Source organism: Streptomyces sp. NPDC058335 (genome assembly GCF_042723915.1).
In the GTDB taxonomy this organism is placed as follows: Bacteria; Actinomycetota; Actinomycetes; order Streptomycetales; family Streptomycetaceae; genus Streptomyces.
In genome coordinates this window covers 178,761-195,747 of the sequence record NZ_JBHXHX010000010.1, presented here as the reverse complement: position 1 = coordinate 195,747, position 16,987 = coordinate 178,761, and the positions used below count along the sequence as shown (strand labels likewise).

General features: G+C 68.6%; 14 protein-coding genes and 1 pseudogene. 6 read left to right on the top strand and 9 right to left on the bottom strand.

All coding sequences use genetic code 11. The features are described from left to right. The first annotated feature begins 58 nt into the window (after positions 1-58). Together ACFWJX_RS21555 and ACFWJX_RS21550 are read left to right on the top strand one after the other, a co-directional pair. Entirely contained in the window at positions 59-1,573 is a 1,515-nt protein-coding gene (locus ACFWJX_RS21555; RefSeq protein WP_383245494.1) for an alpha-N-arabinofuranosidase, read from the top strand. Positions 1,574-1,607: 34 nt separating this feature from the next. Then, complete coding sequence (locus tag ACFWJX_RS21550; RefSeq protein ID WP_383245491.1) at positions 1,608-2,069, top strand: RrF2 family transcriptional regulator; 462 nt, start codon at positions 1,608-1,610, stop codon at positions 2,067-2,069. Positions 2,070-2,087: 18 nt separating this feature from the next. Here ACFWJX_RS21550 and chvE (ACFWJX_RS21545) read toward each other — a convergent pair whose 3' ends face one another. Further along, the gene (gene chvE, locus ACFWJX_RS21545; protein ID WP_383245488.1) at positions 2,088-3,173 is read right to left on the bottom strand and encodes a multiple monosaccharide ABC transporter substrate-binding protein; all 1,086 of its coding nucleotides are present in this window, start codon (positions 3,171-3,173) and stop codon (positions 2,088-2,090) included. Between the two features lie 556 nt (positions 3,174-3,729). Between chvE (ACFWJX_RS21545) and ACFWJX_RS21540 the strand changes: the two genes are divergently transcribed. Next, positions 3,730-4,380, top strand: a complete 651-nt coding sequence (locus tag ACFWJX_RS21540) for a DUF4360 domain-containing protein (protein ID WP_383245485.1) — start codon at positions 3,730-3,732, stop codon at positions 4,378-4,380. Between the two features lie 41 nt (positions 4,381-4,421). Here the strand turns inward: ACFWJX_RS21540 and ACFWJX_RS21535 are convergent. Together ACFWJX_RS21535 and ACFWJX_RS21530 are read right to left on the bottom strand one after the other, a co-directional pair. Beyond that, positions 4,422-4,650: pseudogene (locus ACFWJX_RS21535) on the bottom strand (DUF397 domain-containing protein). A gap of 132 nt (positions 4,651-4,782) precedes the next feature. Beyond that, the gene (locus ACFWJX_RS21530) at positions 4,783-5,691 is read right to left on the bottom strand and encodes an NAD(P)-dependent oxidoreductase (protein ID WP_383245483.1); all 909 of its coding nucleotides are present in this window, start codon (positions 5,689-5,691) and stop codon (positions 4,783-4,785) included. Between the two features lie 84 nt (positions 5,692-5,775). On the opposite strand from ACFWJX_RS21530, the gene ACFWJX_RS21525 reads away from it, so the two are divergent. Next, the gene (locus ACFWJX_RS21525; protein WP_383245480.1) at positions 5,776-6,144 is read left to right on the top strand and encodes a winged helix-turn-helix transcriptional regulator; all 369 of its coding nucleotides are present in this window, start codon (positions 5,776-5,778) and stop codon (positions 6,142-6,144) included. A 165-nt stretch (positions 6,145-6,309) separates the two neighbouring features. Here the strand turns inward: ACFWJX_RS21525 and ACFWJX_RS21520 are convergent, their stop codons facing one another. Continuing rightward, complete coding sequence (locus ACFWJX_RS21520) at positions 6,310-7,101, bottom strand: intradiol ring-cleavage dioxygenase (RefSeq protein ID WP_383245477.1); 792 nt, start codon at positions 7,099-7,101, stop codon at positions 6,310-6,312. A 240-nt stretch (positions 7,102-7,341) separates the two neighbouring features. On the opposite strand from ACFWJX_RS21520, the gene ACFWJX_RS21515 reads away from it, so the two are divergent. After that, a complete protein-coding gene (locus tag ACFWJX_RS21515; RefSeq protein WP_383245475.1) occupies positions 7,342-8,349 on the top strand; it encodes an arabinan endo-1,5-alpha-L-arabinosidase in 1,008 nt (335 codons plus the stop codon). Next, positions 8,331-9,764, top strand: a complete 1,434-nt coding sequence (locus ACFWJX_RS21510) for a family 43 glycosylhydrolase (RefSeq protein WP_383245472.1) — start codon at positions 8,331-8,333, stop codon at positions 9,762-9,764. The genes ACFWJX_RS21515 and ACFWJX_RS21510 overlap by 19 nt, the downstream gene beginning before the upstream one ends. Positions 9,765-9,972: 208 nt before the next feature. Here ACFWJX_RS21510 and ACFWJX_RS21505 read toward each other — a convergent pair whose 3' ends face one another. The 5 genes from ACFWJX_RS21505 to ACFWJX_RS21485 form a co-directional block, all read right to left on the bottom strand. Continuing rightward, entirely contained in the window at positions 9,973-11,634 is a 1,662-nt protein-coding gene (locus ACFWJX_RS21505) for a pyridoxal phosphate-dependent aminotransferase (protein ID WP_383245470.1), read from the bottom strand. 220 nt (positions 11,635-11,854) lie between these two features. Then, the gene (gene mmsB, locus ACFWJX_RS21500; RefSeq protein WP_383245467.1) at positions 11,855-13,102 is read right to left on the bottom strand and encodes a multiple monosaccharide ABC transporter permease; all 1,248 of its coding nucleotides are present in this window, start codon (positions 13,100-13,102) and stop codon (positions 11,855-11,857) included. Next, positions 13,099-14,649 (bottom strand): multiple monosaccharide ABC transporter ATP-binding protein, encoded by a 1,551-nt coding sequence (gene mmsA, locus ACFWJX_RS21495; protein WP_383245464.1) that lies wholly within the window; start codon positions 14,647-14,649, stop codon positions 13,099-13,101. The genes mmsB and mmsA overlap by 4 nt, the downstream gene beginning before the upstream one ends. 32 nt (positions 14,650-14,681) lie before the next feature. Next, a complete protein-coding gene (chvE, locus tag ACFWJX_RS21490; RefSeq protein ID WP_383245462.1) occupies positions 14,682-15,788 on the bottom strand; it encodes a multiple monosaccharide ABC transporter substrate-binding protein in 1,107 nt (368 codons plus the stop codon). Positions 15,789-15,932: 144 nt separating this feature from the next. Further along, positions 15,933-16,904: a hypothetical protein gene (locus ACFWJX_RS21485; protein ID WP_383245459.1), complete on the bottom strand. Its 972-nt coding sequence runs from the start codon at positions 16,902-16,904 to the stop codon at positions 15,933-15,935. Positions 16,905-16,987: the final 83 nt, after the last annotated feature.

Below are 16,987 nucleotides of genomic sequence, written 5' to 3'. Positions count from 1 at the left end.
ACCGGACCGCGGCTCCCCGGCCCCTCGCAGACGAACCGCACCCCCTCGGAAGGAAAAGATGCGCACCGCCCGCTTCACCCTCGACCCCGCCTTCACCGTCGGCCAGGTCAACCCCCGTCTCTTCGGCTCCTTCGTGGAGCACCTCGGACGCTGTGTCTACACCGGTATCCACGAGCCGGGCCATGCCACCGCCGACGAGGCGGGCCTGCGGCAGGACGTCCTGGACCTGGTCCGTGAACTCGGCGTCACGGCGATCCGCTACCCCGGCGGCAACTTCGTCTCGGGCTACAAGTGGGAGGACTCCGTCGGCCCGGCGGAGAGCCGCCCCCGCCGTCTGGACCTGGCCTGGCACTCGACGGAGACGAACCGTTTCGGTCTCTCCGAGTACATCGCCTTCCTGAAGAAGGTCGGCCCGCAGGCCGAGCCGATGATGGCGGTCAACCTCGGCACGCGCGGCGTGGCCGAGGCCCTGGAACTCCAGGAGTACGCCAACCACCCGTCCGGCACGGCGCTCTCGGACCTGCGCGCCTCCCACGGCGACAAGGACCCCTTCGGCATCCGGCTGTGGTGCCTCGGCAACGAGATGGACGGCCCCTGGCAGACCGGCCACAAGACGGCGGAGGAGTACGGCCGGATCGCCGCCGAGACCGCCCGCGCGATGCGCCAGCAGGACCCCGGGGTCGAACTCGTCGCCTGCGGCAGCTCGGGCCAGTCGATGCCGACGTTCGCGGAGTGGGAGGCGACGGTCCTGGCGGAGACGTACGACCTGGTCGACCACATCTCCCTGCACGCCTACTACGAGCCCCTCGACGGCGACGTGGACTCCTTCCTCGCCTCCGCCGTCGACATGGAGTCCTTCATCGAGAACGTGGTCGCCACCTGCGATCACGTGGGCGCCCGCCTGAAGTCGAAGAAGAAGATCAACCTCTCCTTCGACGAGTGGAACGTCTGGTACATGTCCCGCTGGCAGGAGCAGGCGACGACGTTCGCGCAGGACGACTGGCCCGAGGCGCCCCGCCTGCTGGAGGACAACTACAGCGTCATGGACGCGGTCGTCTTCGGCTCGCTCCTCATCGCCCTGCTGCGGCACGCCGACCGTGTCGCCGTCGCCTGCCTGGCCCAGCTGGTCAACGTCATCGCGCCGATCATGACCGAGCCGGGCGGCGCGGCGTGGCGCCAGACGACGTTCTTCCCGTTCGCGCAGGCGTCGCGGTACGGGCGGGGCGAGGTGCTCGACGTCCGGGTGGACTCACCGACGTACCAGACGCGGAAGTACGGCGAGGCGGATCTGCTGCACGCGACCGCCGTCCGCGCGGAGGACGGCTCGGTGACGGTCTTCGCGGTCAACCGGAGCCGCACGGAGGCGCTGCCGCTGGAGGTGGCCGTGGCCGGTCTGGGGGTCTCGCGGCTGGTCGAGCACAGCGCGCTCGCCGACGCCGACCCGGACGCCCGCAACACGCTCGACGACCCCGAGCGGGTCGCCCCGCACGCGGTGGACGGTACGGCGGTCACGGACGGGACGCTGACGGCGACGCTGGAACCGCTCTCCTGGAACGTGATCCGGCTGGCCTGAACCGGACGGTGCCGCCTGCCCCCACAATGTCGGTATGAGGATCTCGGCACGGGCGGACTACGCGGTGCGGGCGGTACTGGAACTGGCCGTACGGCAGGGCGGCGGCGACCCGGTGAAGGCGGAGACGATCTCCGCCGAACAGGGCATCCCGCACAAGTTCCTGGAGGGGATCCTCGGAGACCTCCGGCGCGGCGGCATCGTCGAGAGCCGTCGCGGCGGAGGCGGCGGCTACCGGCTCGCCCGCGACCCCGCGCGGATCACGGTCGCTGACGTGATCCGCGCGGTCGACGGCCCGATCGTCTCCGTCCGCGGCGAACGCCCGACCGGCCTGACGTACACGGGCACCGCCCAGCCCCTGCTGCCCCTGTGGATCGCCCTGCGCGCCAACGTCCGCAGGATCCTGGAGGGCGTCACGGTGGCCGACATCGCCGCCGACGCCCTCCCGGCTCCGGTCCGTGACCTGGCGGCGGAACCGGCGGCCTGGGAGAACCCGTAGGACCAGTGGCGGTGACCGCTACTTCAGTTCTTCGGCGGTGTAGTAGCCGGCGAGGACATAGCTGTAGTTGCTCTTGTCGACGCTCGCCGGCTGGAGCAGGTAGGCGGGCACGTCCTTCACGCCGTTCTTGTAGCCCCTTCTGTTGTTGATCCTCGGTGTCCTGCCCTTGAGGATGTCGTCGGCCATGTTCGCGGCGACCGTGGCGAGTTCGCGGAGGTCCTTGTAGACGGTCTGCGACTGCTCGCCCGCGATGATCGACTTCACCGAGGCCAGCTCGGCGTCCTGACCGGTGATGATCGGGAGGGGCTTGCCGTCGGAGCCGTAACCGTACGACTTGAGCGCGGACAGGACGCCCAGGGAGATGCCGTCGTACGGCGACAGGACCGCGTCGACCGTCTTGCCGTTGTACGACTTGGACAGGATGCGGTTCATACGCTTCTGCGCGGTCGGCCCGTCCCAGCGCAGTGTGGTGATCTTGTCCAGCGAGGTCTCGTCGGACCGGACGACCAGCTGCTTGCTGTCCAGGTACGGCTGGAGGAGGTGCATCGAGCCGTCGTAGAAGTACTTGGTGTTGTTGTCGTCGGGAGACCCGGCGAACAGCTCGATGTTGAACGGGCCCTTGCCGTCCTCCAGGCCGAGTTGCTCGATGATGAAGCGGGCCTGCTGCCGGCCGACCTGCTCGTTGTCGAAGGAGACGTAGTAGTCGACGTTCGCGGAGCCGAGGATGAGCCGGTCGTAGGAGATCACCGGGATGTCCGCGTCGGCGGCCTGCTGGAGCACGCCGTTCAGCGACTTGTTGTCGATGGCCGCGATGATCAGCGCGTCGACGCCCTGCTTGACCAGCTCCGCGACCTGCGCGACCTGGGCCTTGGGGTCGTCGTCGCCGTACACCAGCTTGGTCTGGTACCCCTTGGCCTCGAGGTCCTTGACGACGCTCTTGCCGTCGGTGAGCCAGCGCTCGGAGGCCCGGGTCGGCATGGCGATCCCGATGGTGCCGTCCCCGGAGCCGGAGCTGCTCTCGCCGGTCTCGCCGCAGGCGGACAGGGTGAGGGCGAGGGAGACGGCTCCGGCGATGGTGCCGAGGGCGGCTCTTCGAGTGCGCATGGTGATCGTTCCTTGTTCTTCTCGTCGTTGAGGGGGGTCCCGGCGCGCCGGTGTCGTACCAGGGGGATCCCGGGCGCGCTGGACAGAACGAACTGGGGACACGTGCGGCGGTGCGGCCTGGCATCCGGGTCTCGTCGACTCTCGTGATGCCCCTGCCGGCGTGCACCTGTAGGTACGTCGGGCCGCGCCACGGCATTCCGGCCACGTGAGCGCTGATTCCGGTGCTCCGGAGAGCGCTTGCCTTCCGTTGTTCGAAATCTCGTCACATGGTCGGAATGCTGGCGTGACCTTAGGAGGGAGTGTGAAGGGTGTCAACGGGTCGAACAGGAATGATTACAGAGGGGAGTTGGGGCGAGGGTGAAAAGGGTTGACCCGGGGATGCCGGAGCGCCGGTGTGAACGGGTCGAGGTGAATGGCCGGAGTTCGGCCTGGCCGGGTCCCGGGGGCCTCCCTACGATGCGAACGCCCCGGGGCTTCACATCAACTCCCTTGATTCCTCACAGAGTTGACGTGCCGACCCCCCGGGCGCAGCCACCCCCCGACCCAGGGAGAGACCATGACAGGTGGGCTCCTTCTGAGCGGTGCTGTCGCCGCTCTCATCACCTCCGCGATACCCGCCCACAACCCGTCCTCCGGGTTCGTCGACCCGCCCCCGGACAAGATCGTCATCAACATCGCCACGGTGAACGGCTCCGGCTGCCCGGCGGGCACCGCCGCCATCGCCGTCTCCGAGGACAACACCGCCTTCACCGTCACCTACAGCGACTACCTCGCTCAGGCCGGCGGCAACTCCGACCCCACGGCGTTCCGCAAGAACTGCCAGCTCAACCTGATCGTCCACGTCCCGCAGGGCTTCACGTACGCCATCGCCAGCGCGGACTACCGGGGCTTCGCCCTGCTCCAGCCGGGTGCCAGCGCGATACAGCGGGCCTCGTACTACTTCCAGGGCTCGTCGAGCACGGTGTACAAGAACCATCCCATCAGCGGCGCCTACAACGACAACTGGCAGGCGACCGACACCACCGACTGGGCACAGCTCGTGTGGGCTCCCTGCGGCGTCCAGCGCAATTTCAACATCAACACCGAGCTGCGCGTCAACGCGGGCAGCTCCGCACCGGGCAAGGTCAGCTTCATGACCATGGACTCGACCGACGGCGACATCAGCACGGTCTACCACATGGCCTGGAAGGAGTGTCCGGGCAAGTGAGACGGAGGGGCCGCCCGCGGAGGTCGCGGGCGGCCCTGTGGTCACTGCCCCGCGTGAGCGACGAACTCGGCCCAGGCGGCGGGGGGAGAGGGCGAGTTGGGGGCCGTCCTTGTCCTTGGAGTCACGGACGTGGATGTCGTGGGGGAGGGTGGCGACTTCTACGCAGTCGCCGGAACCGCCGCTGCTGTAGCTGGACTTACGCCAGGAGAGGGCGACCTCGATGCAGTCGTCCCCGGAGGCGCTGCTGCAGCTGCTCTTGAACCAGGCCAGTTCGAAGGTGCTGGGAGGTGCTGGACCGTGACCCGCCGCCGGGCAGGACGGTGCGCGCGGAGGTGGACGTACCCGGCCGGCTCGGCGTCGCACGGAGAGCAGGTGCCTGACCGGGACCGGTGCCGCGTTCGGTCAGCGCGGCTCCCGGATGCTGTCGATGATGCGGGTCCAGTTGTCCTGGCCGTGTCCGTTCTCGATCACGCGCCGATAGTGAGCCTGCACGGCCAGGGGGAGTGCGAGGTCGAGGCCGATCGAGGTGCTGGTCTCGACGATGTGGTCGGATGTCGCACCCATCATGGCGGCCGTGCTGAGGTCTCCGGGGTGCTCTCCGGCGTCCAGCGCGGCGCCGGGGGCCTCTTCGCCGGCCCTCAGGAAGGCGCCGATCGAGTCGGCGGAGGAGAGCAGCTCCGGCAGTGCTTCCGCGGCCTTCATGCCTGTGCTGCCGAGCATGGCGGTGGCGTGCATCAAGGCGGACAGGGTGGTGAGGAACACCGCGAGATGGGCCTGGTACATCATCTGGGCGAGGCCCGGATCCCGGCCCAGATGCCTTGGCGTGCCGAGCCGTGCCAGCGCCGACCGGTGCTTCTCCATCACCTCGTCGGGGCCGCTGTAGTAGACCTGGGCCGCCTCCGTGCCGACCATCGGGGCGGGGGCCATGACACCACCGGTGAGGAAGGCGGCGTCGTGGCCCGCCGCCCAGGTCGCCGCCTCGCGTGTGCGTTCGGGGGTGTCCGAGCTGAGGTTGACCAGCGTCCGGCCGGCGAGTGATGCGGTGGCGCTGTCGAGGATGTCGTACATCGCCTGGTAGTCGGTGAGGCTGAGGATCACGAGGTCACTCGCTTCGACCGCCTCGCCGGGTGTCGCCGCGAGCGTCGCTCCGTCGGCGACGACGCCGTCGGCCCGGCCGGCGGTGCGGTTCCAGACGGTGACCGGATGGCCGGCGGTGAGGAGGGTGCGGGCCATCGCCTGGCCCATCGGGCCGAGCCCGATCACGGTGACAGGGCTGTTCTGCCTGGTGGTGCGGTTCTGTTGTTCGTTCACCCGTCCATGCTCGGACAGCGCCGCTAACCTCGGAAGTACCTACTATTTTCTGCGGTACTTACCTTTTCGTAAGGGGGATCGGTGATGGCGAAGTCGCCGAGATGCGGGCCTTACATCTGCGGCATCGACGCTGGGCTCGATGTGGTGAGCGGCAAGTGGAAGGGGCTGATCCTGTGGGAACTCGACGCCCATCCCGTACGCCGTTTCGCGGAGTTGCGCCGCGCTCTGTCCGGAGTGAGCGAGAAGATGCTGACCCAGCACCTGCGTGAGATGGAGGCGGACGGACTCGTGCACCGGAAGGTCTATGCGGAGGTGCCACCACGGGTGGAGTACTCCCTGACCGAGCACGGGCACACGCTCAACCAAGCGCTCGGGCCGCTCGGTGCCTGGGGGAGTGAGCGCTTGCGTCGCGAAGGCTTGGAAGTGGCGCCGGCCGAGATCCGGCAGGGCTAGGTCTCCTCTCCCGGTCATGAACCCCGTTCCCGGTCCGCGGGCGCGTGCGGGGGCGAGGACATCGCCCCGTTCGACGAGTTCGGCTCGGAGACAGACCTGGCTCACGGACCTGTCTCTCAGGCCGACCGGGGCCACCGGGGGCTCCGGCGGCGCCCGGCGCGGTGGTCAGCGTTCGACGCCCAGGGTGAGCGTCCCGGCGTAGCCCGCGGAGGTCGTGGTGCCCAGGGCGGTGAGGGTGAGGAGGCCCGAGGCGGCGCCGCCCTCGTCGTAGATGGAGTCCTGGGCGAGGGTGGTGCGGGTGACCGTGTTCGTCGAGTACGGGGAGACGCGTGCGACCGCGTTCGTGATCGCCTCGCTGAAGAACAGCTGGCCGGTGTGGATCTCCTGGCCGCCGGTGAAGTGGCCGTCCGAGGTCAGGGTGACGTTCGTGTGGACCTTGACGTGGATGTGGACGCAGCGGCCCCGGTACCAGCCCGGATAGATGCTCGTGATCGCCGCGACGCCGCGGGAGTCGGTGAGTACGGCGCCGCGCAGGAAGGTGCCGCTGTCGGGCCCCTCGTGGCCGTTGTTGCCGACGAAGCCGGAGTACTCGCCGAGCGCGTCGGAGTGCCACAGCTCGACCAGGGCGTCGGCGAGCGGCGCGCAGGTGTCGTCGTCGACGACGGTGAGGGTCAGCTTCAGCGGGATGCCCGCCTTGCCTTCGGTGATGTCGGCGCGGACGTACTGTCCGTCGAGGTGGTAGGGCCCTTCGGTCATCTCCTTCGTGAGGGTGCACACGGCCGCCGCGGCCACGGGGGCGGGGTCCTGCGTGGGCGGCGCCTCGGGGGCGGCGGTGGTCGCGCCCACGGCCAGCGTGGCGGCGGTGGCGCCGGTGGCGATCAGCACGGCCCGGCGCCCGACGGGGCGGTGGGGTACTTCCGGGGTGACTTCCGGGGTGACTCCTGAGATGTCTGTCATGAGCACGGCACCGTAGGGGGCGTTCCTGTCGGCAGGCTGTCAGTTGGGCAAAGTGACGGCCCGTCAAGTCACCTGCCGGACAAGGGGATCGGCGAGACCAGGGTTGCGCAAGCGCTCTCGCAATAGTTTCGGTTCTGCGCGGACCATTGACGCGTGAGGGGTTCGATCCTACGGTCCCGTCCGACGACGCGACTGCTGTTCGAAACTTCGGACAGTGAACCCCACTGAAGGAGCGTCCGCATGAGCCGCACCTCACGTACCCGCCGTACCCCCCGCACTCCCCGTACCTCCCGGCGAGCCGCACTGTTCTCCCTCCCCGCCGCGGTCCTGCTCGCCCTCGTCCCCTCGGCCGCCTCCGCCTACCCCAACCCCGGTACCGTCACCGGGTCCACGGTCGTGCACGACCCGACGATGATCCGCACCTCCGGCGGCCGTTACCTCCTCTACGCCACCGGCGGCGGCCTCTCCTACCGCACCTCCACCGACCGCATCGCGTTCAGCGCGGGCGGCGACGCCTTCTCCACGAAGCCGAGCTGGTGGTCCTCGTACGGGACGACCGAGGCCTGGGCGCCCGACATCTCGTACCAGGGTGGCAAGTACCTCATGTACTACGCCGTCTCCACCTTCGGCTCCAGCAAGTCCGCCATCGGCCTGGCCTCTTCGACCACCGGACTGCCCGGCTCCTGGACCGACCAGGGCACCGTCTACACCTCCACCACCTCCAGTGACTACAACGCCATCGACCCCAACCTCTTCGTCGACGACAACGGCAAGTGGTGGCTGTCCTTCGGCAGTTGGTGGACGGGCCTCAAGATGATCCAGATCGATCCCGGCACCGGGAAACAGCTGTCGAGCAACACCACCCGCTACTCCCTCGCCTCCCGCCCGACCGGGACCAAGGCAGTCGAAGCGCCGTACATCGTCAAGCGAAACGGTTACTACTACCTCTTCGCCTCCTACGACACCTGCTGCGCCGGCACCAGCTCCACCTACAAGGTCAAGGTCGGCCGCGCCACCAGTGTCACCGGGCCGTACTACGACAAGAACGGCGTCGCCCTCATGAACAACGGCGGCACACCGGTCCTGGAGTCGCACGGGCGGTACATCGGCCCCGGCGGTCAGTCGATCATGAAGGACACCGACGGCGACCTGATCGTCTACCACTACTACGACGGCAACGACAACGGCACCCCCAAACTCGGCATCAACCTTCTGAACTGGAGCAGCGGATGGCCCGTCGCCTACTGACCCTGCTGGCCGCGCTGCTGCTCGCCCTGTCCGTCGGGCAGCCCACCGCCAGCGCGGCCTCCTTCGCCAACCCCGTCAAGACGCAGAAGGGAGCCGACCCCTGGATCACCTACCACGACGGCAACTACTACATGGTGGCGACGAGTTGGACGAGCGTCATCACCGTCCGGAAGTCCGCCACCCTCGCCGGACTCGCCACCGCGCCCAGCATCGAGGTCTGGCAGGGTGACGCGGCGAGCCGCTGCTGCAACATCTGGGCACCGGAGCTGCACTTCCTCAACGGCCGCTGGTACCTGTACTACGTCGCCGGGCAGAACGTCACCGACTACAACCCCACCCAGCGCACCCACGTCCTGGAGAGCGCGGGCTCCGACCCCCTCGGGCCCTACACCTACCGCAACCAGCTCAACTCCGCCTGGATGCTGGATCCGACGGTCGCGACGATCAACGGCCAGCTCTACCTGTTCGGCAGCGCGAGCGGCGGGACACAGAACCTCGTCGCGGCCCGGATGTCCAACCCGTACACCCTGGCGACCGGCTTCTCCACGATCTCGACACCGACGAACTCCTGGGAGACCAGCGGCGGTTCGGTCAACGAGGGGCCCGAGATCCTCCAGCGGGGCGGGCGGACCTTCCTCATCTACTCCGCGAGCGGCTGCTGGACCCCCGACTACAAACTCGGCCAGCTGACCCTCACCGGCAGCGACCCCCTGTCGGCGTCCGCCTGGACGAAGAAGTCCACCCCCGTCTTCCAGCGCAACGACGCCAACAGTGTCTACGGCCCCGGCCACAACGGCTTCTTCACCTCACCCGACGGCACCGAGAGCTGGATCGTCTACCACGCCAACGACGCGGCGTCGGAAGGCTGCGACAACGGGCGTACGGCCCGTGCGCAGAAGTTCACCTGGAACTCCGACGGTACGCCGAACCTCGGTACGCCGGTCCGTCTGGGCGCCAGTCAGACCGGGCCCTCGGGTGAGCCGTCGGCTGCCTCGACGACGTACACCGTGCGGAACCGGAACAGCGGGAAGTGCCTTGAGGTGGCTGGGAGTTCGACCGCCGACGGGGCCAACGTGCAGCAGTACGCCTGCAACGGAGGCGCGAACCAGCGGTGGCGCCTGGAGGACCAGGGCGACGACACGAGCCGGCTCGTGAACGTGGCGACCGGCAAGGTCATGGACACGGCCGACTGCTCCACCGCCGACGGGGCCGACCTCCGTCAGTGGTCGTGGCTCAACAACACGTGCCAGCGGTTCCGGTTCCTGGCGACGGACAGTGACTACGTCCGTATCGTGAACCAGGCCAGCGGAAAGGTCGCCGACGTGGCGAACTGCTCTACGGCAGACGCGGCGGACGTCCGCCAGTGGACGTGGCTGAACAACACCTGCCAGCAGTGGCGCCTGACCCCGTCCTGACTCCCCGGAGTTCCTCCCCCGTCCAGGGGGGGGGCTCCGCCCCCTGGACCCCCGGCCCCATGCCCACCCCACCACCCGTCTCGGCAGGCCGAGAGGTGACCCTCGCGGAAGTGCCGTGACCGTCACCTTCTATCCCACCGGGTCGGGTGGTGGGTGGGCAAAGGCCGTGGTCTGGGGGCGGAGCCCCCAGGGGTGTGCCTCAGCCGGGTCAGCCTGCCTGGCCCATTCCCGCCGGGTTGGGCCAGTTCTGGGCGTTCGGCCAGCCTGTCGTCGCCGCCGGGGAGAGGCCGTTCGTGCCCCGCACCTGCGCGGCCGTGAGGCCACCGCGGGCGGGCACCCCCGGCGGGGTCTGCCCGCCGGGCCCACCCATCGGCCCGGCCGCCGGTGCGGCCATCGCCGGTGCCATCGGGGGCGCCATCGCCGCCGCCGGAGCCGCGGGCATGGGCGCGGCCATCGGCGTCGGCATGGGCATCTGCATCGGCGGCGGCACCGGTGACATCGAAGCCGCAGCCGCCGGCATGGGCGCAGGCGTCGGCGCCGGAACCGATTGCGGAAACACCTGCGCCGCAGCCGGCATCGGCATCTGAGGCGCAGGCGCAGGCGCCGGCATCGGCATTCCGCCCCCCATCGACTGAGCCTGCGCCGCAAGCCCCTGCAGCCCCGCCCCGTTCGTCGCCCCGACCAGCCGGTCCACCGCCGCCGTGCCCGAACTGTAGTTGTTCCCGTGGTTCAGCTCGGGCACGGCGGCTCCCCTCCTGGTCCCGTAGAGCACCTGTTCCAGGCCGGACACCAGGCGACGCACGTCCACCTGGGGGCGCACCACGAGCCGCAGGAAGCGGCTGGAGGAGCCGATCTTGTTGCCGCACTCGCGGACCAGGATCCGGTGCTCGGTGAGCATCCGGTCGCGGACCACGGTTCCCTCGGCGCCCACGGGGAGGCGTACGAAGAGGAAGTTCCCCTGGGAGGGGTAGACGGTGAGGCCGGGGAGGGAGGAGAGCTGGCTGGACATGTCGAGGCGGTCGCGGCGTACCTGCATCAGGCTCTGCGCGTACTCGGGGCCGTGCTCCTTCAGCATGAACACCACGTGCTCGGCGAAGGAGTTGAGGTTCCACTTGGGCAGCATGGAGCGGACGCGGCCGGCCAGGGCCGGGTTGGCGACGAGGTAGCCGAAGCGGATGCCGTGCAGGCCGAAGTTCTTGCCGAGGCTGCGCAGGACGATGACGTTGGGGCGCAGCATCGCCTCCTGGACCACCGAGGGCTCGACCTCGGCATCGGCGAACTCGAGGAACGACTCGTCGATGATGACCAGGTCGAGGTCGGCCATCGCGTCCATGAACTGCACGATGGCGTGCTTGTGCAGGAACCCGCCGTCGGGGTTGTTGGGGTTGCAGATGACGGCGACGCGGGTGCCGCGTGCGCGGATGAACTCGGCGTACTGCGCGAGGTCCAGGGCGAAGCCGCTGGACTCCTGGAGCGGGAACATGTCGACCCGCTTGCCGGTCTCCATGGGCTGGTCGGTCCAGCGGCCGAAGGTGGGGACGGGGACGGCGAGGGACTCGCGCACCAGCAGGTGGTCGATCCAGGTGATCAGCTCGGTGGAGCCGTTGCCCATCGCGACGGCCTGCGGCGGGAGCTGGAGCAGGCTGCACAGTTCGGCGGTGATGGTGTCGGCGCTGCTCGGGTAGTACGTGATGATGTCCCGCAGCCGCGCCGACATGTCGTCGAACATCTGCGGGGTGGGGAAGTAGGGGTTGCAGGGGATGCAGAAGTCCACCGGGCCGGCCTCGTCGCCGCCCTCCCGCGTGAGCGCCGCCATCGACGGGCTGTGCGCGGCGGTGCTGCGGAACAACGAGGTGACGTTGTCGGCCATGGAACCTCCGTATGGGGCGGACCCGGCGGGGACGACCGGGCCCGTCGTCATGTGGGTGGCCCGCGCGGGGGAGCGCGGGCCGTCCTTACATACGGAGACTCGGGCGGCGCTGTTCAACCGCCGGAGAACCGGCGGGCAACCGCGGCGAGCCGACGGGGAACACGGAACGGGCCCCGCCTTCCGGCGGGGCCCGTTCAGCCGCTCAGGGAGTTCCGGTGGCTCAGGAACCGGACTTGCGCTTGTTCCAGACGTCGAACCCGACCGCGATCAGCAGGGCGAGGCCCTTGATGACCTGCTGCCAGTCGGTGCCGACGCTGAGGAGGTTCATGCCGTTGTTCAGCACACCGAGGACGAGACCGCCGATGATGGCACCGAGGATGGTGCCGACACCGCCGCTCATGGACGCGCCACCGATGAACGCCGAGGCGATCGCCTCCAGTTCGAAGCTGAGGCCGGCCTTCGGCGACGCCGCGTTCAGACGGGCGGCGACCACCAGACCCGCCACGGCCGCGAGCACGCCCATGTTCAGGAAGACGAGGAAGGTGACCTTCTTGTCCTTCACGCCGGACAGCTTCGCCGCCGGCAGGTTGCCGCCGATGGCGTAGATGTGACGGCCGAAGACGGCGTTGCGCATCACGTAGCCGTAGCCGACCACCAGGATGCCGAGGATGAGCAGGATGATCGGCGCGCCCTTGTAGCTGGCGAGCAGCATCGTGACCGTGAGGATCGCGGCGGAGATGGCGACGAGCTTGAGCAGGAAGAGGTTCCTGGGCACGACTTCGAGCGCGAACTCCTGCTGACGCTTGCGGTCCCGGACCTCCTGGAGAACCGCGAAGGTCAGCAGGGCGAAGCCCAGCAGCAGCGTGATGTTGTGGTAGTTGGTGTCCGGGCCGACCTCCGGCAGGAAGCCGTTACCCATCTTCTGCAGGCCGTCGGGGAACGGGCCGAGGGTCTGCCCCTTCAGGAGCATCTCCGTCAGGCCGCGGAACATCAGCATGCCCGCGAGGGTGACGATGAAGGAGGGTATGCCGAGGTAGGCGATCAGGAAGCCCTGCGCCGCGCCGGCCGCCGCGCCGACGGCCAGGCACAGCACCAGTGCGAGGGGCCACGCCAGATCGTGCTGCACGGTCAGTACGGCCGCGAAGGCGCCGGTGAAGGCCGTGAGCGAGCCGACCGACAGGTCGATGTGACCCGCGATGATCACCAGCATCATTCCGATCGCGAGGATCAGGATGTAGCTGTTCTGGAGGACCAGGTTGGAGACGTTGCGCGGCAGCAGCAGGTCGCCGTCGGTCCACACCTGGAAGAGGACCACGAGCAGGCCGAGCGCGATCAGCATGCCGTACTGGCGCATGTTGCGGCGCAGGCCGTCCACCACCAGCTGGAGCATCCCGCCGCCGGTGGCTGAGCCCCCGCCCTTCCCGGGCGGCGCGGCCGCCGGGCTCTTGTCCGTCACGTCCGTGCTCATCGCGTTACCTCTTTGTCCTTCGTCATCTGGCGCATCAGCACTTCCTGCGTGGCCTCGGCCCGCGGGAACTCGCCCGTGAGCCGTCCGGCGGCCATCGTGTAGATGCGGTCGCACATACCGAGCAGTTCCGGCAGCTCGGAGGAGATGAAGACGACCGCCTTGCCCTCGGCGGCCAGCTTGTCGATCACCGTGTAGATCTCGAACTTGGCTCCGACGTCGATACCGCGCGTCGGCTCGTCCAGGATCAGCACATCGGGACCGGCGAAGATCCACTTGCTGAGGACGACCTTCTGCTGGTTGCCGCCGGACAGCTTGCCCACCGGCTCGAAGACGGTGGGCGCCTTGATGTTCATGGACTTGCGGAAGCCCTCGGAGACCTGCCGCTCCTCCTGCTCGTCGACGACGCCGCGCCTGGCCACCTTGCTCAGGGCGGTCAGGGAGATGTTGCGGTTGATCGTGTCGATGAGGTTGAGGCCGTAGTGCTTGCGGTCCTCCGTGACGTAGGCGATCCCGTGGTCGACCGCCTCCGCGACGGTCTTCGTACGGATCTCCTTGCCGTCCTTGAGGACCGTGCCGCCCGCGTACCGGCCGTAGGAGCGTCCGAAGACGCTCATGGCCAGCTCGGTGCGTCCGGCGCCCATCAGGCCGGCGATTCCGACGATCTCCCCGCGCCGCACCTGGATGGACACGTCGTCGACGACCTTGCGCTGCTGGTCGATCGGGTGGTGCACGGTCCAGTCGCGGATCTCCAGGGCAGGGGCCGCGTCCTTCTCCGCCTCGTGCGGGGTGCGCTCGGGGAAGCGGTGGTCGAGGTCGCGGCCGACCATGCCGCTGATGATCCGGTCCTCGGTCGTCTCGGGCGACTTCACGTCGAGCGTCTCGATGGAGTGCCCGTCGCGGATGATCGTCACCGAGTCGGCGACCTTGCGGATCTCGTTGAGCTTGTGGGAGATGATGATCGAGGTGATGCCCTGGTTCTTCAACTCCAGGATGAGGTCGAGGAGTTTGTCACTGTCCTCGTCGTTCAGCGCCGCCGTCGGCTCGTCGAGGATGAGGAGCTTGACCTTCTTCGACAGCGCCTTCGCGATCTCCACGAGCTGCTGCTTGCCCACGCCGATGTCGGTGACGCGGGTTTCCGGGTGGTCGGTCAGACCGACCCGGCGCAGCAGCTCGGTGGCGTGCCGCAGGGTCTCCCGCCAGTTGACGAACCCGCCCTTGGCGTGCTCGTTGCCGAGGAAGATGTTCTCCGCCAGGGAGAGATACGGCGACAGCGCCAGCTCCTGGTGGATGATCACAATGCCGTGCTGCTCGCTCGCCCGGATGTCCTTGAACCGGACGGTCTCTCCCTCGAAGAGGATCTCGCCCTCGTAACTGCCGTGGGGGTGGACGCCGGAGAGCACCTTCATCAAGGTGGACTTCCCGGCGCCGTTCTCACCGCAGATGGCGTGGACCTCGCCCTGGCGGACGGTCAGTGTGACGTCCGACAGCGCTTTGACGCCGGGAAAGGTCTTGACGATCGAGCGCATTTCCAGGACGGGTCCCGCCATGGTCGTGCCTTCCAATCCTTAAGGGCCGACGCTTACTTGAGCTGGTCCGCCGTGTAGTAGCCGCCCTGGACGAGTTCCTTCTCGTAGTTGCTCTTGTCGACGCTCACCGGCTGCAGCAGGAAGGCGGGGACGACCTTGGTGCCGTTGTCGTACGACTTGGTGTCGTTGATCTCGGGCTTCTTGCCGTTGAGGGAGGCGTCGACCATGTCCGTGGCGACCTGGGCGAGCTTGCGCAGGTCCTTGTAGACGGTCATCGACTGCTCACCGGCGATGATCGACTTCACCGAGGCCAGCTCGGCGTCCTGGCCGGAGATGACGGGCAGCGGCTTGTTCTTGGCGCCGTAGCCGTCCGACTTCAGCGCGGCGAGGATGCCGATGGAGATGCCGTCGTAGGGCGAGAGGACCGCGTCGACCCGGCCGCTCGTGTACGTCGAGGTGAGGATGTCCTCCATGCGCTTCTGGGCGGTGGCGCCGTCCCAGCGCAGCGTGGTGACCTTGGTGAGCGCGGTCTGGCCGGACTTGACCACCAGCTTCTTGCTGTCGATGTACGGCTGGAGCACCTTCATCGCGCCGTTGAAGAAGTACTTGGTGTTGTTGTCGTCGTTGGAGCCGGCGAACAGCTCGATGTTGAAGGGGCCCTTGCCGCCGGCCACGCCCAGCTTGTCGACGAGGTAGGTGGCCTGGAGCTGGCCGACCTTCTCGTTGTCGAAGGACGCGTAGTAGTCGACGTTCTTCGTGCCGAGGATCAGGCGGTCGTAGGAGATGACCGGGATCTTGGCGTCGGCGGCCTGCTGGAGCACGTTGTTCAGCGACTTGTTGTCGATGGCCGCGACGATCAGCGCCTTGACGCCCTGCGTGATCAGGTTCTCGATCTGCGAGACCTGCTGGTCGGGGTCGTCCTCGCCGAAGACCAGCTTGGTCTTGTAACCCTTGGCCTTGAGGTCCTTCTCGACGTTGGCGCCGTCGGTGATCCAGCGCTCGGAGGACTTGGTCGGCATCGCGATGCCGATGGTGCCGCCCTTCGCGCCGTCCGAGGACGCTTCGCTGCCGCCCTCACCGGACTGCCCGCAGGCGGTCAGCGTCAGGGCGAGGGAGGCGGCTCCGGCTATGGCGGCGAGGGAGGCTCTGCGGTTACGCATGATCATCATCCTTGATGTGTGTGCAGGGGGTCGGTCTCGCGCTGCGGAGGACGCCCCGGGAACGGGGCCGGGGAAAGACCGAGAAGCGGTGTGTGGGATTCTGCGCGCCTGTGTCGTCTTCTGTGAAGCGGGGTTTCCGTAACGTTATGACTGGATGTCGAACCTGCTGAGTTCGCCGGGCAGCCGGGAGCCGAGCGGAGCCATGTCCGCGTCCGCCCCGTGCCGCGCCAGCAGGTCGAGGGCCAGCCGGCCGCGCCGCACCCGCTCACGGGCCGTGGACAGGGCCAGATCGCGCAGGTGGTGGCCGTACGGGTAGATCCCCGGGGCCTTGGACAGGCCGAACTTCAGGTACAGCGGTGCACCGCGCCGGATCAGCTCGGCGACCTCGTACATCCGGATGTAGCCGCCGAGGTCGTCGGGGGCCTCGATGTACATGTCCATGGGGGCGCCGGAGACCCGGCGGATCTCCGTGAGGTGATCCAGCGTCAGATCACTGGGCACGTTGAGCGAGTCGGCGCCGAGCCGCTCGTACACCGCGTACGCAGCCGGGTTGACGGGGCCGATGAGCGCCGACACCTTCAGCGTGGTGTCGGCCGGGATGAGGCCGGCCTGGCGGGCCCGGTGCAGCGTCCACAGCACGCCCTCGTCGGCCACGAGGAGGCACTTGACGCCCAGCTCCGTGGCCCGCACGGCGTCCTCGACGCATCCGGCCACGGCGTCGTGCCCGCGGGCCCTCAGGCCCCCGCCGCGCGAGTCGGTCCGGGTGGAGCCGCCGATGTCCCAGGTGCCACGCGGCCCGGTGAACAGGCAGAGCTCGATGTCACGCTCGGCGGTGGCCTCGACCATCTCGGTGATCTCGGCGTCGCTCAGCATCCACACGCCGCTGCCCTGGCTGATCCGGTGGATCGGCACGTCGAGGCGCGAGGCTTCCTTGAGGATGACGGCCAGCGCTTCGGGACCCTCGCACGAAGGGACCTCGGTGCGCCAGCGGCCGCCGCCGGGGAAGGTGTGGACGGAGGCGTCGGCGGGATCGAGCGCGGGCGCGCCCAGGCCGAGCGTGGTGAGCGCCTGCTCACCGGGTCGACGGGGGGCCGTGGCGGAGGCGTCGGTCGTCACAAGCTGTCCTTCGTGTTCGGTGTATCGGACGAGGTTCGCGGCTCAAGTCGTGCGGGACTTGGGTGTACGCCGGTAGGGAGGCC

Bases quoted from the DNA above. Each gene is read 5' to 3' on its own strand.
- ACFWJX_RS21555 (WP_383245494.1), top strand. From the start codon at position 59: ATGCGCACCGCCCGCTTCACCCTCGACCCCGCCTTCACCGTCGGCCAG.
- ACFWJX_RS21550 (WP_383245491.1), top strand. From the start codon at position 1,608: ATGAGGATCTCGGCACGGGCGGACTACGCGGTGCGGGCGGTACTGGAA.
- chvE (WP_383245488.1), bottom strand. From the start codon at position 3,173: ATGCGCACTCGAAGAGCCGCCCTCGGCACCATCGCCGGAGCCGTCTCC.
- ACFWJX_RS21540 (WP_383245485.1), top strand. From the start codon at position 3,730: ATGACAGGTGGGCTCCTTCTGAGCGGTGCTGTCGCCGCTCTCATCACC.
- ACFWJX_RS21525 (WP_383245480.1), top strand. From the start codon at position 5,776: ATGGCGAAGTCGCCGAGATGCGGGCCTTACATCTGCGGCATCGACGCT.
- ACFWJX_RS21520 (WP_383245477.1), bottom strand. From the start codon at position 7,101: ATGACAGACATCTCAGGAGTCACCCCGGAAGTCACCCCGGAAGTACCC.
- ACFWJX_RS21515 (WP_383245475.1), top strand. From the start codon at position 7,342: ATGAGCCGCACCTCACGTACCCGCCGTACCCCCCGCACTCCCCGTACC.
- ACFWJX_RS21510 (WP_383245472.1), top strand. From the start codon at position 8,331: ATGGCCCGTCGCCTACTGACCCTGCTGGCCGCGCTGCTGCTCGCCCTG.
- ACFWJX_RS21505 (WP_383245470.1), bottom strand. From the start codon at position 11,634: ATGGCCGACAACGTCACCTCGTTGTTCCGCAGCACCGCCGCGCACAGC.
- mmsB (WP_383245467.1), bottom strand. From the start codon at position 13,102: ATGAGCACGGACGTGACGGACAAGAGCCCGGCGGCCGCGCCGCCCGGG.
- mmsA (WP_383245464.1), bottom strand. From the start codon at position 14,649: ATGGCGGGACCCGTCCTGGAAATGCGCTCGATCGTCAAGACCTTTCCC.
- chvE (WP_383245462.1), bottom strand. From the start codon at position 15,788: ATGCGTAACCGCAGAGCCTCCCTCGCCGCCATAGCCGGAGCCGCCTCC.